The 25,001-nt window shown below is 59.9% G+C and carries 26 protein-coding genes and 1 tRNA gene; 6 read left to right on the top strand and 21 right to left on the bottom strand.

Annotated elements, in window-relative coordinates:
- Positions 1–3 precede the first annotated feature (3 nt).
- The gene (locus V9K84_RS20535) at positions 4–1,167 is read right to left on the bottom strand and encodes a hypothetical protein (RefSeq protein WP_088514130.1); all 1,164 of its coding nucleotides are present in this window, start codon (positions 1,165–1,167) and stop codon (positions 4–6) included.
- A 148-nt stretch (positions 1,168–1,315) separates the two neighbouring features.
- Here V9K84_RS20535 and V9K84_RS20530 point away from each other — a divergent pair, with 148 nt between their 5' ends.
- Complete coding sequence (locus V9K84_RS20530; RefSeq protein WP_143516617.1) at positions 1,316–1,723, top strand: hypothetical protein; 408 nt, start codon at positions 1,316–1,318, stop codon at positions 1,721–1,723.
- A gap of 57 nt (positions 1,724–1,780) precedes the next feature.
- Here the strand turns inward: V9K84_RS20530 and V9K84_RS20525 are convergent, their stop codons facing one another.
- From V9K84_RS20525 to V9K84_RS20515, 3 genes are all read right to left on the bottom strand, one after another.
- Positions 1,781–3,160 carry an NAD(P)/FAD-dependent oxidoreductase gene (locus V9K84_RS20525; RefSeq protein ID WP_088514132.1) on the bottom strand — a complete coding sequence of 460 codons (1,380 nt, stop codon included), beginning with the start codon at positions 3,158–3,160 and terminating at the stop codon, positions 1,781–1,783.
- A gap of 379 nt (positions 3,161–3,539) precedes the next feature.
- Positions 3,540–4,358 carry an AraC family transcriptional regulator gene (locus V9K84_RS20520; RefSeq protein WP_258660809.1) on the bottom strand — a complete coding sequence of 273 codons (819 nt, stop codon included), beginning with the start codon at positions 4,356–4,358 and terminating at the stop codon, positions 3,540–3,542.
- 46 nt (positions 4,359–4,404) lie between these two features.
- Positions 4,405–5,022 (bottom strand): LysE family transporter, encoded by a 618-nt coding sequence (locus V9K84_RS20515; protein WP_043859804.1) that lies wholly within the window; start codon positions 5,020–5,022, stop codon positions 4,405–4,407.
- Between the two features lie 463 nt (positions 5,023–5,485).
- On the opposite strand from V9K84_RS20515, the gene V9K84_RS20510 reads away from it, so the two are divergent.
- Both V9K84_RS20510 and V9K84_RS20505 read left to right on the top strand, forming a co-directional pair.
- Positions 5,486–5,782 carry a DUF3077 domain-containing protein gene (locus tag V9K84_RS20510; protein ID WP_143516618.1) on the top strand — a complete coding sequence of 99 codons (297 nt, stop codon included), beginning with the start codon at positions 5,486–5,488 and terminating at the stop codon, positions 5,780–5,782.
- A gap of 74 nt (positions 5,783–5,856) precedes the next feature.
- The gene (locus tag V9K84_RS20505; protein WP_088514141.1) at positions 5,857–6,204 is read left to right on the top strand and encodes a hypothetical protein; all 348 of its coding nucleotides are present in this window, start codon (positions 5,857–5,859) and stop codon (positions 6,202–6,204) included.
- A 143-nt stretch (positions 6,205–6,347) separates the two neighbouring features.
- Here the strand turns inward: V9K84_RS20505 and V9K84_RS20500 are convergent, their stop codons facing one another.
- The gene (locus tag V9K84_RS20500; RefSeq protein ID WP_043859806.1) at positions 6,348–6,845 is read right to left on the bottom strand and encodes an SMI1/KNR4 family protein; all 498 of its coding nucleotides are present in this window, start codon (positions 6,843–6,845) and stop codon (positions 6,348–6,350) included.
- Between the two features lie 80 nt (positions 6,846–6,925).
- Here V9K84_RS20500 and V9K84_RS20495 point away from each other — a divergent pair, with 80 nt between their 5' ends.
- Positions 6,926–7,318, top strand: a complete 393-nt coding sequence (locus tag V9K84_RS20495; RefSeq protein ID WP_088514135.1) for an ankyrin repeat domain-containing protein — start codon at positions 6,926–6,928, stop codon at positions 7,316–7,318.
- A 313-nt stretch (positions 7,319–7,631) separates the two neighbouring features.
- Here the strand turns inward: V9K84_RS20495 and V9K84_RS20490 are convergent, their stop codons facing one another.
- The 13 genes from V9K84_RS20490 to V9K84_RS20430 all read right to left on the bottom strand — a co-directional run bounded on the left by V9K84_RS20490 (position 7,632) and on the right by V9K84_RS20430 (position 20,914).
- Positions 7,632–7,919 (bottom strand): HigA family addiction module antitoxin, encoded by a 288-nt coding sequence (locus tag V9K84_RS20490; protein WP_043859808.1) that lies wholly within the window; start codon positions 7,917–7,919, stop codon positions 7,632–7,634.
- Positions 7,920–7,931: 12 nt separating this feature from the next.
- Positions 7,932–8,210, bottom strand: coding sequence for a type II toxin-antitoxin system RelE/ParE family toxin (locus V9K84_RS20485; protein ID WP_043859809.1), 279 nt, complete (start codon positions 8,208–8,210; stop codon positions 7,932–7,934).
- A gap of 661 nt (positions 8,211–8,871) precedes the next feature.
- Positions 8,872–13,116 carry an AAA domain-containing protein gene (locus tag V9K84_RS20480; protein ID WP_088514136.1) on the bottom strand — a complete coding sequence of 1,415 codons (4,245 nt, stop codon included), beginning with the start codon at positions 13,114–13,116 and terminating at the stop codon, positions 8,872–8,874.
- Positions 13,117–13,125: 9 nt separating this feature from the next.
- A complete protein-coding gene (locus V9K84_RS20475) occupies positions 13,126–14,250 on the bottom strand; it encodes a DNA methyltransferase (RefSeq protein WP_088514137.1) in 1,125 nt (374 codons plus the stop codon).
- Positions 14,251–14,458: 208 nt separating this feature from the next.
- Positions 14,459–14,770, bottom strand: a complete 312-nt coding sequence (locus V9K84_RS20470; protein ID WP_088514138.1) for a hypothetical protein — start codon at positions 14,768–14,770, stop codon at positions 14,459–14,461.
- The gene (locus tag V9K84_RS20465) at positions 14,767–15,747 is read right to left on the bottom strand and encodes an integrase domain-containing protein (RefSeq protein ID WP_088514142.1); all 981 of its coding nucleotides are present in this window, start codon (positions 15,745–15,747) and stop codon (positions 14,767–14,769) included. The genes V9K84_RS20470 and V9K84_RS20465 overlap by 4 nt, the downstream gene beginning before the upstream one ends.
- An 807-nt stretch (positions 15,748–16,554) precedes the next feature.
- Entirely contained in the window at positions 16,555–17,874 is a 1,320-nt protein-coding gene (locus tag V9K84_RS20460; protein WP_088514139.1) for an integrase arm-type DNA-binding domain-containing protein, read from the bottom strand.
- A 163-nt stretch (positions 17,875–18,037) separates the two neighbouring features.
- Positions 18,038–18,113 (bottom strand) — tRNA-Thr (locus V9K84_RS20455).
- A 95-nt stretch (positions 18,114–18,208) separates the two neighbouring features.
- On the bottom strand, positions 18,209–18,472 hold the full coding sequence (locus V9K84_RS20450; protein ID WP_054915796.1) for a hypothetical protein: 264 nt from the start codon (positions 18,470–18,472) through the stop codon (positions 18,209–18,211).
- A gap of 38 nt (positions 18,473–18,510) precedes the next feature.
- Positions 18,511–18,891: a hypothetical protein gene (locus tag V9K84_RS20445; RefSeq protein ID WP_043862226.1), complete on the bottom strand. Its 381-nt coding sequence runs from the start codon at positions 18,889–18,891 to the stop codon at positions 18,511–18,513.
- 17 nt (positions 18,892–18,908) lie between these two features.
- Positions 18,909–19,115, bottom strand: coding sequence for a helix-turn-helix transcriptional regulator (locus V9K84_RS20440; protein ID WP_043862225.1), 207 nt, complete (start codon positions 19,113–19,115; stop codon positions 18,909–18,911).
- Positions 19,116–19,124: 9 nt separating this feature from the next.
- Positions 19,125–19,703, bottom strand: a complete 579-nt coding sequence (locus V9K84_RS20435; RefSeq protein ID WP_043862224.1) for a hypothetical protein — start codon at positions 19,701–19,703, stop codon at positions 19,125–19,127.
- A 275-nt stretch (positions 19,704–19,978) separates the two neighbouring features.
- Complete coding sequence (locus tag V9K84_RS20430) at positions 19,979–20,914, bottom strand: transposase (protein WP_338792262.1); 936 nt, start codon at positions 20,912–20,914, stop codon at positions 19,979–19,981.
- A gap of 552 nt (positions 20,915–21,466) precedes the next feature.
- Here V9K84_RS20430 and V9K84_RS20425 point away from each other — a divergent pair.
- Together V9K84_RS20425 and mdtI are read left to right on the top strand one after the other, a co-directional pair.
- Entirely contained in the window at positions 21,467–21,826 is a 360-nt protein-coding gene (locus V9K84_RS20425) for a multidrug/spermidine efflux SMR transporter subunit MdtJ (protein ID WP_043862223.1), read from the top strand.
- Positions 21,820–22,149 (top strand): multidrug/spermidine efflux SMR transporter subunit MdtI, encoded by a 330-nt coding sequence (mdtI, locus tag V9K84_RS20420; RefSeq protein ID WP_043862222.1) that lies wholly within the window; start codon positions 21,820–21,822, stop codon positions 22,147–22,149. Before V9K84_RS20425 ends, mdtI begins: the two co-directional genes overlap by 7 nt.
- 227 nt (positions 22,150–22,376) lie before the next feature.
- On the opposite strand, the gene V9K84_RS20415 is transcribed toward mdtI, so the two are convergent.
- Genes V9K84_RS20415 through V9K84_RS20405 form a run of 3 tightly spaced genes read right to left on the bottom strand, consistent with a single transcriptional unit; the run spans position 22,377 to position 24,947 of the window.
- On the bottom strand, positions 22,377–23,585 hold the full coding sequence (locus tag V9K84_RS20415; protein WP_088514663.1) for a methyltransferase: 1,209 nt from the start codon (positions 23,583–23,585) through the stop codon (positions 22,377–22,379).
- Positions 23,566–24,255 carry an ABC transporter permease gene (locus tag V9K84_RS20410; RefSeq protein ID WP_043862220.1) on the bottom strand — a complete coding sequence of 230 codons (690 nt, stop codon included), beginning with the start codon at positions 24,253–24,255 and terminating at the stop codon, positions 23,566–23,568. Before V9K84_RS20410 ends, V9K84_RS20415 begins: the two co-directional genes overlap by 20 nt.
- Positions 24,252–24,947, bottom strand: coding sequence for an ABC transporter permease (locus tag V9K84_RS20405; RefSeq protein WP_043862219.1), 696 nt, complete (start codon positions 24,945–24,947; stop codon positions 24,252–24,254). Before V9K84_RS20405 ends, V9K84_RS20410 begins: the two co-directional genes overlap by 4 nt.
- Positions 24,948–25,001 lie beyond the last annotated feature (54 nt).

Raw genomic sequence — 25,001 nt, 5'->3', positions numbered from 1 at the left:
TCCTTACAGGTCGGGCGACAGGGCGAACATCAACTGGTCGTGCTCGACGTACACGATCGCCTCACGGCCGTCGAGCTCCACCGCCAGCGGTTGCCCGGCCGTGTGTTCGGGCACGATCTTGGACAGCACCTTGCCGCTCAGGTCGACCCGCCAGATGCAGGCCATGGCGCCGCTGTTCTCGAAGTACAGCACCTGGCGGCGCTCGCTCCAGGCCAGGTTGGACAGGCTCCAGCCGCCGCTCTCGGGGTCGAGCACGGTTTCGCTGGCGGGGCGCGGCAGGGCGTGTTCGTAGTTCAGGCGCAGGTCGCTGTTCTCGTCGTTCATGTTGCCCAGCACCCTTGCCTTGGCAAAGCGCAGCGTGCGCGACTGGGCGTGGAACACCGTGGTGGTGGCCTGCGGCGGCTGGCGGCTGCCCAGGGTGTAGACCATGGCCTGCTGCAGCTCGCCCTCGGTGCGCTGGCGGTAGTAGAACGCGCCGTCCTGGATGCCGGCATAGCGTTCACCCTGGTCCATCAGCTCGCTGATGCGCCAGCCGGCAAAGCGCACGTCGCGGTCGATCACATTCAGGCCGGGGCGGTTGTCGGCGTATTCGAGCAGCACGCCCGAAGACGGCTGCACCGACCAGTTGTCCTGGTTGTAGCCGGGGCCGTCGGACGAATTTGCCACGTAGAGCAGTGCGTACAGCACGCCGTCCTTGATGCCCACATCGATCAGCTGGGCCAGCGAATCGGGGTACATGTCCGGGATAGCCGCCAGCGCAAAGCGCGGCCACGGCTCGTCCTGCAGGGTACGGTAGGCGCTGCCCTGGGGCAGCGGCACCGCGTCGCGCAGGCCGGGCACGGGCGGTGGCGGCAGCGCGGTCAGGTTGCGGATCTGCAGGTCGTAGGCGCGCTCAAGGCAGGTGGCGGTCTGGCAGCGGTCGCGCACCTCGTTTACCCAACGGGTTTCCAGTTCGCGATAGATGCGCCGGGTCATCAGTGGCTTGTACAGCGCGTTGAGCTGGTCGTCCTTGGCCGACAGCGTTGGCGTGTCGCACACCGACTTTTCAATGAGGGTGCGTGCCTTGCTGCAATCGAAGCCGGCGGCGACGGCGGCCGGAGTGTGCAGGGCAAGGGCGAGCAGGGTGCTGGAAGCCAGCAGGGTGAACAGGCGGGCGGCGGGGGTCATCGGACGTCCATGTGGGCCGGGGCAGGGGGCGGATGATACGTGAGCGCCACGGGCGACGGAAAGGCACCTGCGTGTCGATGTCGACGCTTCTGCACAAATCCGGTCGCGCAAGTAGACTGCCGTGTTTCAGGCCTTGCAGGAGCTTGCCATGACAGTCCGATTCCGCTGGTGGAGGTACACCGCTTTGCCCGCGCTGTTGCTGCTGCAAGGCTGCATGCCGCGCTCGGTGATCGTGCACGACGGGCTCGACACCACGGTCGTCGATCGGCACACCCGGCAGCCACTGGCCGGGGTGAGCATTATTGATGCAGGGGTGGTGGTGGCCCGCAGCGACGCGCAGGGGAGGGTACAACTGGCACCCAGGCGCACCCTCAAGCTGGAGCCGCTGATGGGCGAGGCGAACGTGATGCTCAACCTGCTGGCCTGCAAGGACGGCTATGCGCCGCAGCCGGTGGCCGAACGCCGTGGCTGGAATGCCGACTACGGGCCCAGCCAGGTGCATCGCGAGGTCATCGGCCTGCAGCGGGGGCAAACCGGTTACCAGTGCCCGCAGTAGAGGCCGCGCCGGCAAGGGCCGGTCTTGTGGGGGCACCGGTTTCGGGCGTGGGCGGGGCTACCCGCGCAGTGCCTTCACTTCGCCCTTCTTGCCGTCCGTTTCGCGCAGGTACTCCTCCAGCGAATCGTCCATCGCCTTCAGCCACCGCGTATGGTGCGGCACCGCTGCCGTGCCGGTGATCACCGAACGGTACGACTTGTCGCGATAGCCCATGATGTCGCTCTTCTTGTCGCTCTTCCACTTGAGGAAGATGCGGTTCACGGCATCGATATCGAAGCTGGGGTAGTCGGTCTGCGCGATCAGGTGCTTGATGTAGCGGCCCTGGAATTCGTACATCGAGGCGGTTGTGTCCAGGGCCTCTTCATCGGCGCGCCAGCTGGCACTGTCGGCCTGCATGTCGGCCTTGGCCGGCAACTTGATGCGCCCCAGCATGTAGTCGCGGGCGAACCAGGCCTGGGCGTCGAACAGGTTGAAGCTGTACCACAGGTCCTGCATGCCCAGGTAGATCAGCTGCGGGTTCTGCTCCCACACCACGCCCTGGTACAGGCCGGTTGGCCACAGGCGGTTGTTGGTCTTGAGGGTCAGTTCGTCGGGCAGGAACGGGAAGTGATGCTGGTAGCCGGTGCACAGGATGATCGCATCCACGCGCTTGTTCGAGCCGTCGGCGAAGAACGCCAGGTTACCCTCGACACGTACCAGCTGCGGGCGCTCCTCCCAGCCCTTGGGCCATTTGTAGCCCATCGGCTGGGTGCGGTAGGCCGTGGTGATCGAGCGCGCGCCGTACTTGTAGCACTGCGAGCCGATGTCTTCGGCCGAGTAGCTGCTGCCGACGATGAGCAGGTCCTGGCCCTTGAACTCCATCGCCTCGCGAAAGTCGTGGGCGTGCAGGATGCGCCCGGCGAAGCGCTCGAACCCTTCGAATTCCGGTACGTGCGGCGTAGAGAAGTGCCCGCTGGCGACCACCACGTAATCGAACACCTGCTCGATGCCCTGCCCGGCGCTGTAGTCGTAGGCGCTGACGGTGAACTCGCGGGTGGTGTCATCGAAGCTGACGTTCTTGACCGCGGTGTTGAAGCGGATGTAGTCGCGCACCCCGGCCTTTTTCACGCGGCCCTGAATGTAGTCCCACAGCACTTCGCGCGGTGGGTACGAGGAGATCGGCCGGCCGAAGTGTTCGTCGAAGCTGTAGTCGGCGAATTCAAGGCATTCCTTGGGGCCGTTGGACCACAGGTAGCGGTACATGCTGCCGTGCACCGGTTCGCCGTGCTGGTCGAGGCCGGTGCGCCAGGTGTAGTTCCACATGCCGCCCCAGTCGGCCTGCTTTTCGAAGCAGACGATTTCGGGCATGGGGGCGCCCTGGGCATGGGCGGATTGGAAGGCACGCAGTTGCGCAAGGCCGGACGGGCCGGCACCGATGATGGCTACACGAAGAGTCATAGAGATTCCTGAACAGTTGAACGCTGAAAAAAATGCAAAGGCTCCCCAACCCCGAGCGGCAAAAGCCGAGGGTGGTGGAATTCAGGCGCTACGGTGCAGGTGGAGGGACGGGACGCTTGCGCATCTGGGCCAGCAGGATGTTGCCTGGCGGAATCGACAGTGCGTGGAACAGGGTCGAGAGCGGGGAAGGGGTGACTGTGTTCGGCCCGTAGCCATCAGCGCAGGGCGCAAAATGGGGGCCTGAAGGGCGAAAGATGCGTGTGATCTCGTTCATGGGGGGCTGGAATGGCCTCTTTTCGTTATGGTTTCCTTTTTATCTATAACGGATGGGGGTGGGGATATCAAGGTCGGCGACCCCACCACCCGACAGTGCGCAAACTCAATCAAGGCGCCCGAGCAGGGGTTTGCACCAGCGCGAGGGCGTGATGCCGTAGGCGTTCTTGAAGTGCCTGGACATATGGCTCTGGTCGAAGAAACCGGCCTCTACGGCTGCGTCCGCCAGGCACCTACCGGCGAACACCGAGGCCTTGAAGCGGTCGAGACGGCGCAGGGTCAGGTAGCGGTGGGGGCTGGTGCCGAAGTAGGCGCGAAAGTCCTTGGACAGGCTCCAGCGGTCGCGGTTGGCGCAGGCGGCCAGGTCATCCAGGGTGATGGGCTGCTCCAGGCTGTCATCCATGTACTCGCGGGCACGACGGGCGGCGGCGTAGTCGTGGGCCTGCCTTGATGCCGGGCGCCCGCACACGGCCTGCAGCGCGCTTACCAGGCCCAGCAGCGCGTCGTCCTCTTCGAGCGGGTCTAGCCTGTCGTCCATGCTCGCGAGCATCGCGTGGGTGGCGGCCGCCAGGCGCGGGTCGCGGGAGATGCCGCCCTTGAGAAACGGCAACGGCTGGCCTCCGAGCACCTCCTGCACCAGCGCCGGGGTGAGGTAGAGCATGCGATAGCGAAACCCCGACGCTGAGCCCGCATGCCCGTCGTGCACCTCGTCCGGGTGCAGCACCAGGATCTCCCCCGGCAGGCTGTGCCGGCTGGCGCCGCGGTAGCTGAAGCTCTGCACCCCGGCCAGGGTACGGCCGATGGCATAGGTATCGTGGCGGTGCGGGTCGAAGCCGTGGGCGCTGAAGAAGGCCTCCAGGCGTTCGACCCTGGGGGACGGCGGGGCGTGTTTCACCCAGTCTTGCGGTGACGGTAGATCGAGCATTCTGCTCACCTTTCGAGCGATAGAGTCAGGCCGGCGACAACACAGGTTACAGCGTGCCGGCGTTTGCCTGAATGTGAATGTAGAAATCGTGGAACATGAAGGCGGCGCACACGGCCAGGGCGATGCCCATCAGGCGGTTGAACAGGTTGAAGTACACCTCTTTGCTGATGCGCTTGCCCAGCACGGCGCCCAGCAAGGCGTAGAGGCCCGGCGCGCCGGCAGCGCCCAGGGCGATCAGCGCCGACACGGCGGCGATGCTGGCGCCGCTGAGGTGCGCGGCGGGGAACATCACGCTGGTGATCGGCAGCACCACCATCATGCCCTTGGGGTTGAGGGCCTGGATCAGAAAGCCGTTCCAGAAGGTCAGCGCCTTGGCGGGGGCATCGGACGATTGGGTGAGCTGGACCCTGGCGGTGTAGACCTTGAAGGCCAGGTAGCTGGTGTAGAGCCCGCCGGCCAGGGCGAGGTAGGGCAGCGCGGCCTTGGAGATGATGGCTTCGCCGGTGTAGCCGAACAGGATGAACAGCACGAACATTGCGCCGCCCACGCCGACGAAGAAGCCTGCGGTACGGCGGAACTGGCCTGTAAGGCCGGCGTTCAGACCCATCACGTTCACCGGGCCGGGGCTGTACATCACGCTGAAGGCGTAGAGAAAGATTTCCATTGTGTCCCCTGCGAGTGTGGGTAGGTGGTGTGCAGGTGACGTTAAACGGCCAGCCTTCGGCTGGCTTGTACGTTTGTGGGTGGTGGGCGAACCCACCACCCTGCAGGAGCCGGCCTTGCCGGCGAAGAGGCCGCCCACTGCGGCGCAGGGCTGCGTTTACACACGCTTGGCCAGACACGTCTGAAGGACTGTAATATGCGGACAGATTTTGCGTGGGCGGTGCGCCTTGCTGGGGTTCAGGCAGGCCGTTAGGCTCCTGCGGTCGCTGAGCATCAGCGATCGGGTTTGGTCGCCCGTTGACAAAAAATCACGCTTCGGCGCCGCCTATGGCGGTTGTACGCGGGAGGCCTCGTGCCTGCCGGGTTTTGATCTTTTTGTCCCGGTCGACCAACTCGCGTACAGCTGCCACCCAACTTGCTTGGTCGCGAGCAGTGGCAGCTTCACTCTACAAAAAGTGATCGCCATGAAAAAAATCGTTCCTGATCCGCCGGCTGCTCTGCTGGGTGAGCCCAGCATTGATCCTCGTATCGAACACTCGCCATTCTTCCTGGTACGCGCAGACATACCCGAAGAAGACGCCCTGATGCATGCCTCGCTGTTGCTCAGAGGCATCTTCGACACCCTCCAGAAAGCCTGTTTGCACCCCGAGGACTCCACCAGCAAAGTTCTGCTGTGGGTCTCGTTGCATTCGACGGAATTAGCCAAGGTGCTGGTGGATGCGGTACTCGACGGCATGGGCAATCGCAAGGCCACTGCGTAGAGGAAGCGACAGGGGCCGACCTGTTCAGCCCCTGTTGTGACAGACTTTCCGATCATGCACGGAGCGCAATGCCGATGACCCCATTTGAAACCCAATCCACCTCACCCGACGGCCGCTATCGCATCGAGGCTGCGCCGTGGGAAGCCGGCAACTCGCACTGGGTGTATCCGCCGCGGATTGTCGATGCCGTGTCGGGTGCCTGCCTGTTCGAGTTCCAGGACCAGCGCTGGTCCCTGGACCGCGCGGCATGGTTGAGTGATACGCAGGTCGAGCTGATGTTGCGCAAGTATCCAGGGCAACTTACAGGGCAAGGGATAAGGGTGTGGTTTGATTGCGCGGGACGTGTCGCGAGGTGCGGTGAGGGGGCGGGCGTTGAATTGGCTGACCTTGAGCGTGCGCTCGAGCGCCATGCTTGTGGGTAACTGAAAAACCATCGGCTACCCGCGATTCGAAGTGCAGGGCCCGGTCAGGCCATGGCCGGATGTTGGGTCTTTCTGGATGACGACCGGGATTTCATTGTTCGGGCGAATACCCGGCGTGGGTGCGCCTGGGTATTCGTTTCATGTCAGGGCTGTACACGGCTGTCGAACGGTTCGAAGTCGCGCTCGGTGAACGCTTCTGTCAGCACATTCGAACTGCACAGCCATTCGATCGCTTCCACCAGCCCGTTACCCGCGACGAGGGCGGCTTCACTGTGACGTGGCAGCACATAGATGCGCTCCGGGTCGCTGGGGTGAATGATGAGTTCGTCGCCGTCGTAGGTGTCGCCAATGATGATGCACTGCAAGGCCTTTTCCTTGGGCATCAGCTCCTTGTCGTCGTCCCAGAACCAGTACTGGTTGATGCGCTCAACCCACTGGGCCTGGCTGTTTTCGCCGTGCAGCAGTTGATGGGGCGGGTAGATGCGCACGTACACGCCGCCAAGAATGCCTTCGCCGAACTGCGTGACGTACTCGCGGTAGCCTGTGGGGAAGCGGGTACCCAACACAGCTTGTGCCTGGTCCACTTCGGCGTCTGTGGACAGCACCAGCGGGCTGCCGGTAACAGTGATGTTTTCAAACATTGGGCCTGTCCTTTTGCGTGGTATCCAAGGGTGCAGGTTTTTAGCGTAACGGGGGCTTGGGGGCAAGGCAGGTCTGGGGTATGGATTTCGGTGAGCCGGGTTTGGTCGAAGTCGTCCCGGCTGCAGAAGGTCAGCAGCCTTGGCTGCTCTCCCGTACGTTGAACCGTGCTCAAGACCAGCAGACGCTGGCGGTGCTGGAATGCACCGAGCACCCGATGGCCTTGAACATGCGCGACAAGATCGAGGAGGGCGTGAGCGCACAGCCGCAGGTGGCCCGAGACCCGGATGACGAGGGATGGCTGATGCTGCACCGCGAGGTTCTGGCGGGCAATTACACGGTGGTGGATGCGCTGTTGCGTCATGGCGCTGACCCGTTGCTGCCAAACGGCAACGGCCAGACTTCGCTGGCGTTGGCAGGCATTGCCGGTTGGCCGCGGATTCTGGCGTTGCTTGAAGGGCAGAGCGCCCACTAGCGTGGGGTTCCATTCGCCAGCAAGGCTGGCTCCTACCGACGGCGTGGTCCTTTGTAGGAGCCGGCCTTGCCGGCGAAGAGGCCCGCCAACTCGCGTACAGCTGCCACCCCATGAGCGATACGTAGGTCGAGCTGATGTTGGGCAAGTATCCAGGGCATCTGACAGGGGAAGGGTTACGGGTGAGGGTTGATTGCGCGGGGCGTGTCGCGAGGTGCGGTAAGGGGGCAGGTGTTGAGTTGGCTGACCTTGAGCGTGCGCTCGAGCGCCATGCTTGTGGGTAACTGAAAAACCATCGGCGTGGGCTTTTTCAGTATCACGCGATAGACGCAAAGCGCTCGATCACAGGTTGCTCTCGATGCTCGGCCTGCCACAGATCCCAGTCAGCCTGAATGGCTAGCCAGGTTCGAGCCTTGCCGATGCCGGCTCGTTCAAGCCGAACGGCGAGGTCCGGGCTGACAGGTGCATGGCCGTGAAGGATTCGAGACAGTGTTTCTCTGGCGTAACCGAGCCGGCGTGCAAACTCGGCCACCTTGATATCCAGGGCGGGCAACACATCTTCGCGCAAGGTTTCGCCTGGGTGCGGGGGGTTGAACATGGCCATTTGGGGAACTCCTCAGTGGTAGTCGAGGTAATCAACCAGTTCAACGTCTGTGCCGTCGAATCGGAAAATTACCCTCCAGTTTCCGCTGATGGTCACTGACCAATACAAGGTCAAGTCGCCTTTGAGCGGGTGGAGCCTCCAACCGGGCATGTCGATGTCGCCCGCACAGGTTGCGCGATCCAGAAATGGAAGCAGGCGCGCAAGCCGCTTGGCATGGTCGGCCCGGATCCCTCGAGTCGAGCCGGTTTCGTAAAACGCCTTGAGGCCTTTGTGTTGAAAGCTCTTTATCATCGATAAAGTGTGATGCATTACATCACACTCGACAATCGCCCTGCAATATCAAGGCACAAAGAGAAATCTGCTTCAATTTGGGCTCCGGTTCAGGACGATTACCCAGTAGCCGTGCACGAGGGAGACGGCGGCCCACAGGTGAGGTGCGCCGACGTGCCAGAAATGGCCTGCGCCGGTGATACGGTTGAGCAAGCTCTTTTCTACGCGGTAGTAGATCAGCGTATTCCCATACCGCTGCCATCGCCGGTGGTACCTGCCCAACCGTGGTTCGCCTGCCAGCTTTGACGGAGGCCAAAGCTACACTGCGTATCGAATTGTCGGTGGTTACAACTTCGTAGGAAGGGGCCGCTGCACACTAAGTACGATTAACACGAAAGAACCCGCAAAAAGGCGGGTTTTTCGTGGTTCCAGAAACACTGAAAATTCTCTCTGCAACCTTGTGATGGTGCGGCATAAGGAGTCGAATGGTCACGCAAGTAATTAATTAGTATGGAAATTATGTTCGTTTACTATTCAGGCTATCTCTAAAAGTATCCCAGTTGCTCTTTGGATTTCTTCAGCCGCGTTGCTGACTGGGTAGCCATGTTTGGGGTTGTGGTCGGTATCGGCTAGGGACGGTTGCTCATGAATGAAAGCTAACGCCCTAGCCAATAGCCAGGAATCAGGATCTGTAGCGGATCTGGACGCTGCGGTTGCCCAAGGGAGATTGCAACATGTCGTCTACTCGCTGATTGCAAAAATCCTCCACAAAATCCTTGATAGCAAAGGCTGTTTCAAGCGCTCGCTTGTCCTCTGGCACATGAGCAGCAAGTGCTCGTGGCATGACGACGATACACTTTGCCATCGCGCGGGAGATCGCGACGTTGGTGCGCTCTAACTGCATTAAGAACGTTTCTTCTCCGCTAATGACGTCAACATCTGCGACGCCGAAGGTCACTATGATGGTATGACGCTCCCCCCCTTGGAACCGTTCAACGGTGTCGACCGCATCCGAAATATGGTCCGCCTCAGTGGGCCATATCTCAGTTAATGCCTGTACCACCAAAGCCCGCTGCGCGCGGTGGGGGGTCACGATGCCCACGCACTCAGACCAGAACTCTAGAGCGCTCGGTGTGAAGTGGGATTGGGGATGCAGGCCCCAATTGTCGAGCGCACCGCTTACTGAGTGTCTCAGGCCACGAACCAAGTTAGCCACAATTTGTGCCTCGTACCTGTTTCCTTGCGATGAGATATCATCATCGTGCAAAACGGTGGCGACTCTTGTATCAGCATGCAGTACGCGGTCGAATACCTGTGCCCATGGAAAGCCAGGCCAGTAGTCAGGGCGTAAGGCGGGTGGCTGTATCATATGAAGACGGCAGTTGCCGTAGGCGGCTGTAAGACTCTGCGGATAGCCGATGGTGCGAGCAAAGTCTACGATGTGGTCGGCAGAACGATAGTTGGTATCCAACACGCATTTTTGCACGCGAACCGCAAAAGGACGATCTAGCAAATAAGTCTGAATGCTCCCAACCAAGTAAGCAGCATCTTTAGGTGCCTCGATTGAGGAGATTGGGGGCATTTGCAAATGATCCCCGGCTATTATCACCCGCGCATCGTCTCGCAGTCCGCTGAATGCCGCAAGCGCCTTAGGCACAGGAACTTGGGAGCTTTCATCTACGACTACTACATCAAACACTGGATGAAGCGGGCTTGCGCCAAGTGCTTTTGCGAACTGACGGCTCTGCATAACCTGACAGCCGACGATAGTCACCCCTGAACCACCTGCAAGAAGCTGGATGCAATTTTGCCACTCAGCGTTGCCTACCTCAAACACCATGCTGTCATAGGTAATGTGTGAACCAATACCTTGAGGCGCAGATCCCAGCGCCCTCCCTTTTGAATAACCAACGAACATCGCGCATCTTGCGATAGGGTCTTGAGACAAGAACTTAGCAGCGCGGTGCATTACCTCTTCAACCGCCTTGTAAGTTGGCCCTGTTACTAGAATTCGCAAAGGCGTACTAGATGTAACTGCCTGCACTGTCATGGCGTGGAGCATCGCAGCAAGAGTATTTGTCTTACCTGTGCCAGGTGGTCCCCAGATAACAGTTAGCTGCCTTTCCAAGGCATGCACAATTGCGTCGCGTTGTGAATTGTTCAGAGAGTGAGAGGTCTGAACGGCGTTGGCGAGTGCACCAGCAGTAGCTCCCGTCAAAACAACTTGCTGCTGAAGGACTCCAGGAGCCCAGAGAACTCTCGCTGCAGGGGATTCTGTATCGTATGTGCGACGGGCAGGGGGCGCTACGCCGATCGCTCGCACTGCGTTGGGATCCGGTGTCGCGATACGAGGGTTACCAATGGCCTGAAGAATTGGCTGGCTAAATTCTGCCCAGTTAAACATTTTTGGCTTTTTGGCTTCGACGAGGAATATGTCGTTCAAAAGCGAGAAGCAACTGTGCTGCATTAGGTACGGCACGAGGCTGGCGTCCCTACGACAAATAATTTCAACTTGTGCGGTAAGACGCACACGATCGAATGCAACTAGGCGAGCCTCTACTGCAGACCAAATAGGCATTTGTAGCACCTCTGGCGTACCATGAAACGGAGGTGCACTAGAATCAACAATGCTACCCACCCGTTGCAGTGGCATTCCCGGCGTGCCTATCTTGCCAATAGTCAGCCTCGAGTCCTCTTTAAACTTTGCCTCAGACGAGCTTGGGGCGACGCTGAACTGGTAGAGATTACCGCTGAAGTGCGTACCAGTATGTAGAACGATGGCTTCATATATTGCCTCTCGCCTCTCGCCATCCATCGAAAGCCCGATATGAGCGTCGAGTTGCGAAGTGTTGAAATCCAGATCGTCCCACCACAGCCAAAGCTTGGCGTCAAAGGCTACACTCGAGGCCCCGCGAGGGACCGAGACAGGAATGCGTGCCTCCTTAGCTCGAAACTGGCCGCGATAGTCCTCACGTAGCTTCTCGCATACACTTTCTAGAGCAGATGACTGTCGCTCCAACGCGTCTGAGTACTGGGCGATGAGAGTATTTCGGGGAATGGTAGTAGCACCACGCTTCACCTGCGGGGTGTGCGCCCATAGTTCGTAGATTCGCTCACGTGGAATACCGTTGCTCAGATATTCACGGTAGTAGGAATCCGTGATTGCAGGCGAGTATTGGCTGCGTCGGTAGCGTTCGACAGTATCGAACAATGTGATGACATGTCGGCTTGGCGCGAAGACCAGCCGTCTAACAATGTCCTCGACAGTTACAATGGTTGCCGCTTCAACCGAGTCGGCGCGCTCAAGCATTTCATCGCCCGCGAAAACCCATGCAAGCGCTTTTGCCCGTCGGGCAGACAACGCAAGGACTCGAGGTAAATGCCTTCCCATAGCGTTGCAAAGCTCTTGGAACTGCCGCTGTTCCCAGAAGTGGATTTGTCCTGTAATAGACGTCCCCCCCTTCATTTGCTCGGCAGTTTCAATCCACGTGGCAATTTGGGTCAGGAATCCTTCCAGTGCGACCCATTCCGCTAATAATGACTTATCGTCAACAATGAAGGGGACCGGTCGGAATCGGCGTGGTGACTGGCCAGCTGTGAAGGTGGTTGCAACACCGCTGAGCGCGAGCCCTGTTAAGAATCCTGAGCTGGAGTCAAAGTTGATGCTCGCGTAGAGCAAAATGTTTGCGGCACGGACCAACGAAGCAATGGCACCTGTGGTGTCTCTGGAAACATTGCCGGAGTTGATGGCTGCCGACCGTGCGGGAAAAGCCTTAGCCTCTTTTTTCAAGAGAGTGTGTAATTGCAAGGCAGGATGGCCCAATGCGCCAGCAAGCGCTGCGGTGTCAGCTACGGTATTCTGATGGAGAACTTTTTTGGCTCCTCGCGTAATACCCGGAACTAAGCAAAGGTGACCTGTAGACTCTGCTAGAGGCATGCAGTAGTGCCCAGGGTTTACGTCTACGACGTTTCGATGGGCCTGGCCCATGTGACGCCTGTCGCCCAGCCAGTCACATGCGCTGCAACTGCCTGAAATGTGCCAGTCTAGAGCCTGCCAGCCCTGCCCAGGTGTTTTGCCCATGCGCACAACCCGAGCTACATCATTGAAGAAGCTACGGATCGTCGGAAGGTAGAAGCGAAGCTGAGCATCTTCCGAGTCTGCTATCAACGCATCAAGTAACGCCTGCTGGGTAGTACCAGCTTGTGCCTCAGCTTTGTCGAGACTACTGTTAACTTGGTTGTGCCGTGTCCATAGTCTCGCGTCGAGACTTACAAAAAATCGGCAGGCGAGCTGCGGTCGGGCTTGTAGCCAATTTGCTAGCATCACTGCATACATCGCAATCTCCGAGCAGTAACTCGGGTTTGACTCGGAGGTATGCTTAACGTCGAAAACGCAAACGGCTTTCCTTGGCTCAACCAGCTCATTTATTGGGCCACGGGTCCCGTTGGGCAGAACTTCTTGGTCTCCCGCCTTTGCTTCCCGAATGTAAAAAATATCAGGTACGAAGTCGGTTATGGGGGGGATTTGCGAAATATCTGCCGCATCCACTCCTATCGTTGAAAGCACGGTTGACTGCTGTGCTCCAATCGAAAAGTGTCCTTGCAAGATGAGCTGGGGTGCAGACGTCACTGCAGTCAGTATCGACTGTAGATCGACGGTCCCGTACTGGTTGGCATTTTTTGAGTACTGCACTATGCCGCCGAAAAGGCGTACGAGCTGATCGTTTCTGCCAATTTCGAAGTCTTTTCCATGCACAGCCAGGGTGCCAATGCCAGGCCGTTTGATTGGCTCAGGAAGGCCTGCAGCCGCCATTGCCTTCTTGTCGTGCAACGATAGGAACAGCTCCTTATCGCATTTGGTTCGAAGGAACATCGACAAGGTACTCTTCGATACCTTTAACTGGATGGAGCCTCCTGCAGTAGCCATATTCTCTCCCTAGCTTCTTCTTACATGGAAGTCATATTCTTTGGCCGCAGCTGAGCCCGCAGCCATGTGGTCGGCTTGGCGTTTTCCAGATGCAGCAGTCTTTGCACTACGCACTGAGACCTCGTCCCAATGTACACCAGACGCCTCTAAAGACGCGCGGATTAAAGCTTTCGCATCGACCTTTGAAGATGGAATGATTCCGAAACGGATATGCATATCCAAGTCTTCAGCTTTCGTCCTAGCCATGTTTTTCCAAACTCTGCCAAGAGACTCTGCGAATGAATCGATCCCTGCGTGCTGAAGCTGTTCGCTATTACCATAGGCAACGTGATCCGGACCTCCCAGAAACCAGTTCCTTAGCCACTGATCCTCGACATAAGTACGCATGCCGTAGTACGGCGGCGATGTGACGACAACGGAAAAGTCTCGACAAGATGGCGGCAGCGAGGCCGCTATTCGAGAGTCTCCCTTACGCACATCTTTCAATACTCCTGTCTTAGGCAAGTGGGTGCTTTCAAGGCGCGTAAGCTTACGCTGCAACACCTTTAGAACATCTAGCTCTGGCGCCACTAGCCCGTTTTCCTCCCAATAGCGCACAGAGTAATCCGGCTTGGAGGAAAATGTGCGCGGCATTTGATTCGAAAAATAAGAGTGCCGTTCTGGCGTTTTGCTCATCGGGCCATGCAGGCAACCAAGCATCGCGGCGCGCAGGATAACTGTCGTATCAGTGTCACGCCCCACTCGAAGTAGCCCTTCGCGTATCGCACAAACCCTTCGAAGGACGTTGGGGTGAAATGCAGTTTTAAAGAAGCTGCTATCTGGTACTGTGGATGAGTCGTACTCTTTAATGTAGCGCTTAGCTAACGCCAACGCTTTAGTGGTGTAGACTGCGGCTAGCTTCGCACGGGCGATAGCGATTGCAATCGGAGAGCTATCAATACCGCGGGCGGACAGCCCCAGCTTGCGCGCAGCAAACAGCGTTGTTCCGCGACCGCAAAACGGGTCCATCACTACCGGGTTTGCCTCACGGTACTGCTCGAGTACCTCGAGTGGATACTCGAGCGGGAACATCGTGAAGTATGGGCAGATAGCGTTGAGAGCATTGTCACGCTCATAGGCGAGAGTTCGAGGCATGTGCGGTCCGCTGCTGATTTGCGCTCGGAAAATAAAGAGCTTTTTGTGCCCGCTCCGGTGCCGGCAGCCTTACCCTCTCGCCGGGTGATTAACCCAGCTATTCAGATCATCCGCCTGCTTTACTCGTCGCGATCTGTGATTATCCTCATTGGAGACCTAGGCCACAACCCAGTTTGAACAAACCGTTGACGTAGGCGGCTTTTCGCCTTTAACGCTCGATATTGGCTACTGAGTTCAGATTTTTCCTCAGACGTCGAACACATGATTTTTCTAGTCGACGAGCGAGTAGCCGTACCGTCAGCAAGTAGTAGTACCGCGATGCCTCGCTGCTCCGGACTGGGCGATGCTTGATAAACCAAGCCAAGTGCTTTCTTTGCCAAGACCATGGCGTCTCTCGTTGCCACCGCTCTGCAATCTCAGCCTGGATGATTTTCGCCTGCCGTACATGGCGTCGCCGGTTTGCGTGTGAGCCGGTCAGCACTCCAGACAAGAACAGCTCCATGTCGAATGGCTTGCTCATGTCCGTCCTCCAATGTAGGCCGCGACCACGTCGATCCGACCGTGCCCAAGCTCATAGCTGATCTGCCTTCGGGCCTCACGATCAAGGGGCTTATCTACCAGGCAACATTGGCCGCCGTTAATAGGCGCGGGGTGTTGGGTAATTTGTACATAGCGTTCACATGCATACGCCGCTCGTAGCTCATGGAAGCCTTTGAGCTTGTGTGCATGCAGGACGTCCCGCGCTGGGCGGATGATTTGTTGTAGAAGATTGAGGTAGCTTTCGTGTGGTGCAATCAGGTTGTGGCTATTCGCAGGCGACACCTGCCATGCAAACCCAAGTGCACTTCGAACGTTGTCGTCCACCGCAATCCAGCGGGGGGCGGAGGAGCCGCTGCGGCCGCCTTTGGTGCCATCCTGAATGTTGATTCTGTCTAGCTCTTTAGCCTCACGGCTCAGCCGTGGCAGGTCAGCCAAGATGGCCTCACGCAAGCGCATGCCGGTGGCTCGCGCCAACAAAACAATCGCGGCGGCCCGTAGTTCATGTTGGTTGCAAAGCGCATCGACGATCTGCTTAACCTGTTCGCGGTCCTGGCCCTGCGGCACTGAATGTCGAACCCCGGTGCGCTGCATACCCAGCGCCTTGCTCGGACTGGGCAATTTCACGCACTGATCACCGCGAAGCGCCGCCATGGTCCTGTTAACGCTGGATAGCCGGTTTTGTGCGGTACTGACGGCGAGGTCACCAGGCCCAACCATGTTGCGCAGATACGCCGCGTAGTCAGCCAACACCTTACGATCAATCTGTCGCGCATCATTGATGCCGGGCCCCTGTTCGGAGCGGCACCATTTGACGAATGCCTGCCACCGATCACAGTGCGCTTTGACCGTGCCGTAATGACCGCCGCCGAACATGTCTTTCAGCGCTTGCAGCCCTGCGTAACTTAACTGCCTGCCGTAACCGAAATTGCGGCCATCGCGTCTACCTACCAATGCCATGTCGGTCACCTCATCTGCCGTTCTCCGATCCTCGCCCCACGTCATCCCGCCAAGAATGCTGAGTGTTATCAGGGATCAAGGCCCCTGCGACCTGTGGGGAATGTCCTCTACGCGGGACTGCGGCTCCTTACGACTGGGAGCGAGGGCATCTCATGATCTAGCCTCCTGAGCACCGTTACCGGTGGGCGGGTGGAGGCTGCATTGGCTGACGAGACCAGTGCCGCGAGATCCTGAGTCGGGTGAACGCAGCAATGCGATGACCGAGGCATGCCTGACTGTCAGTCAGGTGCAGTCCATTCCTTGATCTGCGGCACCATCATCTACATCGCTGTTGCTGGTGACATCGGCGTTTGTCACGCCGATTGTCACGAGTGAAGTTGCCGCAAAGCCAAATGCGATGAGGGCTGCAGCAGTGTTAGACGCGCCCGTCTCTTTCCAGGAGAAAGAGACGGGCGCAGGTTGGCGCACGCGAAATGGCCAAGCGGATAGGTTCCTGCTGAGCAGATGGGTAGGGTGGTTGCCGCAGGGGCAACGATATTGAGTTGGCATCCATCAACCGGTCTACGCTTGTGGACAATGTTCGTCAAGCAAAGCGATTTCAAGGGGTTAGCACCTGTGGATAAAATTATCCCCCGGTGGACATCAGTGGTTTTCCACAGACGTAAGCTGTGCCAGCAGTTTTTTTCTTAGGTATGGTCCTTTCAAACGGAGCGGCTTTGCAGCCCCGTTTGAAAGGACCCGCGCGGAGGAGCTTCATGCGGTGCTGTGGGTAACTTCACAGCGAGCTTGATGCGGTGGTGCGGCGAGTTACTCAGTCCTCTTGGCACTGCGGAGGCGCGTGACGTTCTCGCCCGTCTGCTTGGCAAACTCATGCGGCGTCATATGGTCCTCGCGGTTCGCCTCCAGAAACCGACTCCACCAGGTCATGATCATCCGGCGCTCTTCGAGGAACTCGGCCTTGTGGGTATAAGCGGCTCGCACGTTGTTGCGTTCCTTGTGGCTCATCTGGCGCTCGATCGCTATCTCTGACCACAGCCCGGACTCAACCAGCGCACTGCACGCCATGGCACGGAACCCGTGGCCGCAGATATCCACCTTGGTGTCGTAGCCCATGGTCCTGAGCGCGGCATTCACCGTGTTCTCGGACATCGGTTTCCATGGTTTGGCATCTCCCGCGAACACCAGCTCGAACTTGCCGGTGATCGCGTGGATCTGCTCAAGCAATGCCACTGCCTGCGGCGATAAGGGTACAACGTGAATGTCTCCGGCCATTTTCGTACCCCTTGTGGAAAACGGTACGCCGTCGAGCGCCGGGCGAGTGTCGGGGATCTCCCAGATGCCGCGATTGAGGTCGAACTCGTTCCAGCGGGCGAAGCGTAGCTCGCTGGAGCGTACGAAGACGTGCAGCGACAGCATCACGGTAAGGCGTGTGAGTGGGCGACCTTTGTAGTCGTCGATGCGCGCCTGTAGCTCTGGCAGCCGCGATAAGGGTAGTGCGGGTCGATGTGTAACCCGTGGTGCTCTGATTGAGCCATCGAGGTCGTGGGCTGGGTTCGTCGTGATCAGCCGCAGCCGTTTGGCTTCGCGCATGATGCTTTGCAGGTAGTTCTTGATCCTGAGCGCCACGTCGATGGTGCCGCGCTTCGTCACGGCTTCCAGTGGCTGCATGAGGTCGTGGGTGTCCAACTCAACGATTGCCCTGGCACCGAGCAAAGGGAATACATGAGTCTTCAACCGGCTGAGTACAGTCTTGGCGTGGCCCGGCGCCCATTTCGGCACCATCCCGGCATACCAATCGAGCGCAACGCTTTCGAAGGTACGGCCATTGATTACGGCCTGCACCTTGGCCTGCTGCTTGGACTGGATAGGGTCAATGCCGTTGGCGAGCTGCTGCTTGATCTCGAAGCGCTTGCGGCGTGCGTCGCCAAGCCCGACCACCGGATAGCTGCCAAGAGCGGTCAGGCCTTCGCGGCCATCGGGTTTCACGTACCTGAGCCGCCAGCCTTTGCGGCCGTTGGGTTGCACAAGCAGGTAAAGACCGTCGCCGTCGAAGAGCTTGTACTCGCGCTCTCTGGGCTTTGCCGTGCGACAGGCGGTAACGGTAAGCGGGGCAGTGGTGCGGGCCATAAGGGTAGCCTCCGATATCGAAACGGACCTCTATCCTTAAAACTACCCTTATTAGCGCTGGCTACCCTCGGAATCCGACGGAACGCCAAAACGAAAAAACCCGCCAGAAGGCGGGTTTTTTGGGGGTTCCAGAGATTTTGAAAGCTTTCTATGGAACCTTGAATGGTGCCGGCACCAGGAGTCGAACCCGGGACCTACTGATTACAAGTCAGTTGCTCTACCAACTGAGCTATACCGGCATAGGGGCGCTATTATAGCGATCGGTTTGGTTCTGTAAACTACTTCCGTTCAATCTGGCTGCAGGCCGCGTTTCACGTGGCCTGCAGCCCTTCTACTACCACCCGCGATGCAGGCTTTCGGCCGTCGGTTCGGCCTTGGCCGGGTCGAACAGCATCGGCTTCTGTTCATGGCAGCCACGCTTGCCGCATTTCACGTAGCGATGCGGCTGCGCCGGCAGGCCGTTGTCGCCCAGCACCTGCATCTGCGGCATGTCCCAGCCCGCAAGGCTGTCGCCGCGGCTGGCGTGCCCACCGGCACAGCCACCCAGCAGCAGGGCAAAGGCCACCAGGGCGATGGTGTTGAAGGTGTTCATGGTCATGTGTGTTTTCCCGATTGCATCATGCGGCCCGCAAGCCGTCAGTCCTTGTTCAATATCCGGTGAATCGTGCCGCCACAACCCTGGTAGCACTGGTCGTACTCGCGCCCGCAATCACTCGACAGCCCCGCGCTGTAGGGGTAGCTCGGGTAGTAGCAACTGCGCCGCGCATCCTTCTTGCTCTTGCCCTGCTGGCAGTACTGGTAACTGCGCATCTCGGACTGATACAGGGCCTGGTTGGCGTTGTCCTGCATGCGTGCCAGTTGCCCGCAGTAGTTGCGCTGCTGCGAGCACGCGCTGATGCACTGCATGCCGTGCTGGCTTGGCGGTGGCGAATAGCGATAGGTGTAGCTCGGCCCACAGCCGCCCAGCAGGCCGGCGGCCAGCAGCAGCGCTGCGCGCCAGTGAAAGGTGATGCTCACGAGAGGGTGTTCCTTGTTCAGTCCTCGCTGAACTCCAGCAGGTCTCCCGGCTGGCACTTCAGCGCGCGACACAGCTTCTCCAGGGTCTCGATCTTGAAACCCTTGATCTTGCCGTTCTTCAGCAACGATAAGTTAGCTTCGGTAATGCCAATAATCTCGGCCAGGTCTTTGGAACGGATCTTGTTCCGGGCCATCACGACGTCGAGCCTGATGATTATCGGCATGGGGCTAGGCTAGACATAACAGTTGTGTTCATCGCTGATGGTCTTGGCGTCACGCATGAGGAGGGAGAAGGCACACAGCAATATGCCCTTCATGATCTCGTAAACCGCCGCGGATGATACACCGATCCCCACGCTGAAGCTCCTTTCGCCTGGCGGCAGGTCGATGCAGAAGGCCAGGCCCTGCAAGGTGGCGATCACCGGCCACAGCAACGGCAGGCCGATGCACAGCAGGCCCACCCACCACAGCAGCTTGATGTTGGAGGCCGTCCACGTCTGCCCGCGTGACAGGCGGATGAAGAACAGGCCGGTGAGGTACAGGGCCAGTACAGACAGGCTGGCCGGGATCATGTCCAGGGTGATGACCAGTGCCTGGGCCAGGACGCTGGGCTGGAAGCCCGGCGCCACCAGCAGGGGCATCTGGTCGGCGAAGCTTTGCAGGTAGGCGGCCAGCACGTCGTGCCGGTCGAAAAGCCAGAACCAGGCATTGCAGCCAAATTCGGCCAGCGCCGTACCCCACGCCAGCAACGCCGCAAAGGCACCGATTGCACGCAGACGCGAGCGTGCGTAGGCCACTGTTTTGCTGTTCATGGTTTTTCCTTGGTCGGGTTTGAACGGGGCGGATTATTGAGCAAAAATTATTGCAGTACAATAATTAATTGATGTGAGATGAGATGGTGTGGCGATTTGACTCGCAGGGGGGGCGGGGTCAGCGTTGCGGCCTTCGCGGGTCAGGCCCGCTCCCACAGGGATCGCCGCCAACCTTGTGGGAGCAACTGTCTTTTTGTAGGAGCCGGCTCTGCCGTCGATGGGGTGCTTAGCGCCCCTGGCCCGGCGTAGCCGGGCATCGCCAGCAAAGCTGGCTCCTACGGTTGAGCGATCTGCTCCTGCCACGGCGTACCGGCCTTGAGCATCGCATTCAAACGGACGATCAGGACTCTCATGCATGCCACTACCGCTACCTTCGCTAGCTTTCCCTGGGCCCTCATAGCGGTATAACGCTCAGTGAAGTCCTTGTTGTGCCGGATGACGACCCAGCACGCCATGTACAGCGCCCGCCTGATTCGTGTCCGCCCTCCCCAGATCGAACGTTTGCCAGAGTGTTTGCCACTATCTTCGTTAAACGGCGCGACACCCACTAGAGCCGCGATCTCCTGGCGACTCACCTGACCCAGTTCCGGTAGCAAGGCCACCAGTTTGGCGGCTGTGACCAGGCCGATACCTTTGACCTGCATGAGCTGCGCTACGCGGTCGTCATGCAGTTCCTCCGCCTGCTTGGCAATTTCTTGCTCAAGCGCTTTGATCTCGGCCTTCAAATAGTTGATATGGCGCTCCAGACTCGCCAAAACACATGCCGTTTGCGCTTGCTTCAGTCGGCGCTTGTCATCGTCACGTTGCTGGACGAAACGATCCCGCTGGATCAGCAGTTCACGTAGCAAAGCTCGCTCAGGGGTCATCGCTACGCAACGTTGAGGCGGCAGCACCTCGGCGAAATGGGCAAGCACAGCTGCATCGATAGGGTCGGTCTTGGCACGCTTGCCCATGGACTTGGCGAAATCCCGGGCGCGATTGGGGTTGATTCGGAAGGCCGGGAAACCGGCATCTTGCAGTGCCCGAAGGGCGCTGCATTCATAACCGCCGGTTGCTTCAAGCAAAATGGCTGAAACCTGGTACTCGCCAAGTTTTTCGACGAGCTGCTTAAATCCACTCAAGTCATTGGAAACATTGAAACTAATATCCTCGGGGCGGATGTGAACGGCGAGCGTGGCACTGGAAACATCGATACCGACAGAGGAAGACATGGCCAAACCCTCTTAGACTCAAGGTGTGAGAGTACTTTGGCTTGGCCCACGCTTGTGATTCGAGATTTGGCCCTCATCCAACTGTTCGGGCTCTCGCCAAAGTAGAACGGTGAATGGCAGCTTGTGCTCCCACGCGTGCTCAGGGCACCTCGGGCTATCAGCTTGCCATTCACCGCTCTCACTTCAGATTCTAACCCCTCCTCAAGACACAAGCGGGCTTGACCCGCGATTGGGCCTTACAGGCTACGCCGGATTTGGGAATTATAATTTACGGGCCTTGCAGCCACCTTTCAGGGGCTTTCACCAAATAACGAATAATCCGCAGCAAAATTCATTAGCCATTCTCTATCGATTTGACTTCCACAATGCCCTCAGCTAATTTGTTGTGCATTATGTTGAACACTCAAGCGTTGCCGCTCCTCACCTCCCGCCTGGTTTCCCGTGAACGTCACTGGACCGGCGACCTCTAGCGCCACCCTCCCAAACCCCGGCTTTTTCGCTGACGCCCCCGTCAGCCCCTCGCGTTTTTCGTAATGCCCATGGGAGGGCACCATGCGTTCCTGGATCTATCTGTTCATCGCCATCGTGGCCGAAGTGATCGGTACCACGTCGATGAAATTCGCCGCCGATCATTCGCCGATTCTCGGTCACGCCCTCATGTACGCCATGATCGGCCTGTCCTACGGCTTCCTCGCGCTCGCCGTGAAGCGCGTGCCGCTGGGTGTGGCCTACGCCCTGTGGGAAGGCATCGGCATCGTGCTGATCACCGTGGTCAGCGTCACCTGGCTGGGTGAAAGCATCGGCCTGCTCAAGGCCCTGGGCCTGGGCGTGATGATCGCGGGTATCCTGCTGATCAAGTCCGGTACCCGCAGCGCCCGCCGTGAAACCACCGGGGAGGCCCTGCCATGCTGAGCCTGCAAGTGATCCCCTTTGCCTGGCTGGCACTGGCCATCGTGCTCGAAGTGCTCGCCAACCTGCTGCTCAAGTACTCCGACGGCCTGCGCAAGCGCTGGGTCGCGGCGGCGTCGATCGTCTGCGTGCTGGCTGCCTTCACGGCGCTGGCCCAGGCGGTCAAGGACATCCCCCTGTCGATGGCCTACGCCATCTGGGGCGGCTTCGGCATTCTTGCCACCGTGGCCATGGGCTGGGCCCTGTTCGGCCAGCGCCTGGCCGGCCGCGGCTGGCTTGGCCTGCTGCTTCTGCTGGGCGGCATGGGCCTGCTGAAACTGGCCTGATCGCAGCCCTTAGAGCCATTCGCGAAAATGCTTATGCACAAGCTGCATGCCAACTCGGCGCGTAGTGCATCGCCAGTGGCCAGCCCGTTCGTCTTTGCGCAAATGGCTGTTTTTGCTCAGGTTTAGAAGATGAACAAAAAATGACCAGCTGTCGCCAGCCCTTGTCGGGCGGCTTTTTCAGCGATTCATCAAAATGTTGCGCACAGACTTATCCACAGGTTTGCACGTCAACCGCGCTCTGCCAAAAGCATCAGATTCCGAGGCGTGAGAGGGTAGGGGCAGAAGCTGCCCAGGCGCACCTCGAAGCCCTGTTCGCCCAGGTACAGTGCGCGATCCAACACCAGCCACAGCTCCAGCGGGCGGCGGAACAGGTTGCGCACCTGTTCAAGGTTGCGCACCCGGGCCAGTCGCGCCCAGCCAGCCTGTTCCAGTGCCGCCCAATCGGGCGCACCCGTCACCTGCAGCCCCTTGAGTTCGGCCAGGTCCTGGCAGTACTGGGCGAAGGGCTTGTGCAGCCAGTGGCTGGGCAGCGAAGGGGTGGGCAGGTAGCTGTCGCAGCCGCGAACCTCGCGTTGCAGCAGGTCGAAGCCCAGGCGCCGCGCCATCGACGCGTCACGCTGGCGGCGCACGCGGTTGCCGGCGGTGACGGTTTCGCTCAGCGGCAGGCCCAGGTCGTCGACCGACAGGCTCAACGTCGAAGCTTGAGCGGCTGTGGATAACGCTTGGTAGTGGGCTGCGCTGATACGGTTGTAGCAGCACGGCGCAATCGCCAGCTGACGGCAGCCGCCAGCGCTGGCCAGTTGCATCAGGCGCACGTGCAGGTCGCCGCAGGCATGCAGCGCAACGGCGGTGTGCTGGCTGCCCAGCTGGGTAGCAGCATCGGCGGCCATCACGTCCTGCAGGCGATGCTCCGCAGGCAGGTGATGGTGCTGGCTGAGCTGTTCGCCGGCCAACACCAGCGCGGGGTCGTGTTCCAGGCAGGTCAGTTGCTGCGCCGGGCCCAGCAGGCGCCGGCCCAGGTGCCCCTTGCCCGCACACCAGTCCAGCCAGTGCGTGGGCTGGCGGGCAAAATCAAGGCGCCCGGCAAAGGCCTCGATCTGCTGCCATTTGCGCCCTGGCACGTCCACGTTTAGGCGCGGGTTGGCAGGGGCCAGCTCGATTGTGGATAACTCGCCCACCGCCGACAGCGCCTGGCACTGGGCGGCCAGCTGTGGATAAGGCGCGGGGGCATGTTCAGGCGGGGTGTCGGCCTCGCTCAGCGGCCGCTGGCGCAGCCAGTGGCTCAGGGCGGGGTGCTCGCGCTCCCACGGCAGGTGCAGCTGGGTAAACGGCCGCGGCCGCCACAGGCCCTGGTGCTCCAGCAAAAAGCTGTTAAGGGCCTGGAAGCGGCTATGCAGTGGCTCGCCCTGCAGTACCTCAGCGGCCCTGGCAGGCATCGACCCGCAACCAGCGCTCGAGCACCTTGAAGCCCTGCACCAGCAGGAACGAGATCAGCAGGTAGAACAGGCCGGCGGCAAAGAAGATCTCCACCGGCAGGTAGGTGCGCGCGATGATCGTGCGTGCCATGCCGGTCAGTTCCAGCAGGGTCACGGTGCTGGCCAGGGCGCTGGCCTTGAGCATCAGGATCACTTCGTTGCTGTAGGCCGGCAGGCCGATGCGCGCCGCGCGCGGCAGCATGATGTAGAACAGCGCCTTGGCCCGGGACATGCCCAGCGCCCGCGCCGCCTCGATCTCCCCGCGCGGGATGGCCTGCAGCGCGCCCCGCAGGATCTCGGCGATGTAGGCGGCGGTGTGCAGGGTCATGGTCAGCACGGTGCACCAGAACGGATCGCGCAGGTACGGCCACAGGGCGCTGTTGCGCACGATCTCGAACTGCGCCATGCCGTAGTACACCAGAAACAGCTGCACCAGCAGCGGCGTGCCACGGAAGAAGAAGATGTAGCCATACGGCAGCGCGCGCACATACCAGTGGCGCGAGGAGCGGGCGATGCCCAGCGGGATGGCCAGGATCAGCCCGGCGATGACCGCGATGGCCACCAGCTCCAGGGTCAGGGTCGCGCCCTGGGCCAGGCGTGGCAGCCACTTGATGATCACTTCCCAGTTCATTGGTTGGCCCTCGCGAAGCCGCGTGCGGCGCGTTTTTCCAGGAAGTGCATGCCGATCATCGCAAGGATGGTCAGGCCCAGGTAGATGATTGCCGCCACCATGTAGAAGGTGAACGGCTGCTTGGTGACGGTCACGGCCACCTGCGAGTGGCGCATGATCTCTTCAAGGCCGATCACCGATACCAGCGCGGTGTCCTTCATCAGGATCATGAACAGGTTGCCCAGGCCGGGCAGGGCGATGCGCCACATCTGCGGCAGGATCAGCCGCGAGAAGATCCGCGCCTTGGACAGGCCCAGGGCCAGGCCCGCTTCGCGGTGGCCCTTGGGGATGGCCAGGATCGCGCCACGGAACACTTCGGTGGCATAGGCACCGAAGCAAAGGCCCAGAGCGATCACGCCGGCAGCAAAGGCGCTCAGCTCAAGGCCGGGAATATTCAGGAGGTCGCCCAGCTTGCTCATCAGGCTGACGGTGCCGAAGTAGATCAGCAACACCCACAGCAGCTCGGGCACGCCGCGCACCAGGGTCGAGTAGAAACCGCCAAGCCACTGCAGCGGCTTGTACGGCGAGGTCTTGGCCAGGGCGCCGAGCAACCCCAGCACCAGCCCCAGGCACAGGGCCGACAGCGCCAGTTGCACGGTCATCAGGGTGCCAGCCGCCAGGGCCGGACCGAATCCGTAGAGATCAATATTCATGGGCAGGCTTGTTCAGGGACGGGCACCGCCGCAGGGGCGGTGCCGGTCGGGCGA

The sequence above is a fragment of the Pseudomonas sp. AE27 genome (assembly GCF_037113495.1).
GTDB lineage: Bacteria > Pseudomonadota > Gammaproteobacteria > Pseudomonadales > Pseudomonadaceae > Aquipseudomonas > Aquipseudomonas palmensis.
Note: the sequence above shows the minus strand (reverse complement) of the source record. Positions and strands in the feature narration are given on the sequence as shown.

Excerpts from the sequence above, each read along its gene's own strand:
- V9K84_RS20505 (WP_088514141.1), top strand. The coding sequence starts at position 5,857 with ATGACCCCATTTGAAACCCAATCCACCTCACCCGACGGCCGCTATCGC.
- V9K84_RS20525 (WP_088514132.1), bottom strand. The coding sequence starts at position 3,160 with ATGACTCTTCGTGTAGCCATCATCGGTGCCGGCCCGTCCGGCCTTGCG.
- V9K84_RS20495 (WP_088514135.1), top strand. The coding sequence starts at position 6,926 with ATGGATTTCGGTGAGCCGGGTTTGGTCGAAGTCGTCCCGGCTGCAGAA.
- V9K84_RS20510 (WP_143516618.1), top strand. The coding sequence starts at position 5,486 with ATGAAAAAAATCGTTCCTGATCCGCCGGCTGCTCTGCTGGGTGAGCCC.
- V9K84_RS20405 (WP_043862219.1), bottom strand. The coding sequence starts at position 24,947 with ATGAATATTGATCTCTACGGATTCGGTCCGGCCCTGGCGGCTGGCACC.
- V9K84_RS20460 (WP_088514139.1), bottom strand. The coding sequence starts at position 17,874 with ATGGCCCGCACCACTGCCCCGCTTACCGTTACCGCCTGTCGCACGGCA.
- mdtI (WP_043862222.1), top strand. The coding sequence starts at position 21,820 with ATGCTGAGCCTGCAAGTGATCCCCTTTGCCTGGCTGGCACTGGCCATC.
- V9K84_RS20485 (WP_043859809.1), bottom strand. The coding sequence starts at position 8,210 with ATGATAAAGAGCTTTCAACACAAAGGCCTCAAGGCGTTTTACGAAACC.
- V9K84_RS20490 (WP_043859808.1), bottom strand. The coding sequence starts at position 7,919 with ATGGCCATGTTCAACCCCCCGCACCCAGGCGAAACCTTGCGCGAAGAT.
- V9K84_RS20520 (WP_258660809.1), bottom strand. The coding sequence starts at position 4,358 with ATGCTCGATCTACCGTCACCGCAAGACTGGGTGAAACACGCCCCGCCG.
- V9K84_RS20440 (WP_043862225.1), bottom strand. The coding sequence starts at position 19,115 with ATGCCGATAATCATCAGGCTCGACGTCGTGATGGCCCGGAACAAGATC.
- V9K84_RS20415 (WP_088514663.1), bottom strand. The coding sequence starts at position 23,585 with ATGCCTGCCAGGGCCGCTGAGGTACTGCAGGGCGAGCCACTGCATAGC.
- V9K84_RS20435 (WP_043862224.1), bottom strand. The coding sequence starts at position 19,703 with ATGAACAGCAAAACAGTGGCCTACGCACGCTCGCGTCTGCGTGCAATC.
- V9K84_RS20475 (WP_088514137.1), bottom strand. The coding sequence starts at position 14,250 with ATGCCTCGAACTCTCGCCTATGAGCGTGACAATGCTCTCAACGCTATC.
- V9K84_RS20530 (WP_143516617.1), top strand. The coding sequence starts at position 1,316 with ATGACAGTCCGATTCCGCTGGTGGAGGTACACCGCTTTGCCCGCGCTG.
- V9K84_RS20470 (WP_088514138.1), bottom strand. The coding sequence starts at position 14,770 with ATGAGCAAGCCATTCGACATGGAGCTGTTCTTGTCTGGAGTGCTGACC.
- V9K84_RS20465 (WP_088514142.1), bottom strand. The coding sequence starts at position 15,747 with ATGGCATTGGTAGGTAGACGCGATGGCCGCAATTTCGGTTACGGCAGG.
- V9K84_RS20450 (WP_054915796.1), bottom strand. The coding sequence starts at position 18,472 with ATGACCATGAACACCTTCAACACCATCGCCCTGGTGGCCTTTGCCCTG.
- V9K84_RS20500 (WP_043859806.1), bottom strand. The coding sequence starts at position 6,845 with ATGTTTGAAAACATCACTGTTACCGGCAGCCCGCTGGTGCTGTCCACA.
- V9K84_RS20480 (WP_088514136.1), bottom strand. The coding sequence starts at position 13,116 with ATGGCTACTGCAGGAGGCTCCATCCAGTTAAAGGTATCGAAGAGTACC.
- V9K84_RS20425 (WP_043862223.1), top strand. The coding sequence starts at position 21,467 with ATGCGTTCCTGGATCTATCTGTTCATCGCCATCGTGGCCGAAGTGATC.
- V9K84_RS20515 (WP_043859804.1), bottom strand. The coding sequence starts at position 5,022 with ATGGAAATCTTTCTCTACGCCTTCAGCGTGATGTACAGCCCCGGCCCG.
- V9K84_RS20410 (WP_043862220.1), bottom strand. The coding sequence starts at position 24,255 with ATGAACTGGGAAGTGATCATCAAGTGGCTGCCACGCCTGGCCCAGGGC.
- V9K84_RS20535 (WP_088514130.1), bottom strand. The coding sequence starts at position 1,167 with ATGACCCCCGCCGCCCGCCTGTTCACCCTGCTGGCTTCCAGCACCCTG.
- V9K84_RS20430 (WP_338792262.1), bottom strand. The coding sequence starts at position 20,914 with ATGTCTTCCTCTGTCGGTATCGATGTTTCCAGTGCCACGCTCGCCGTT.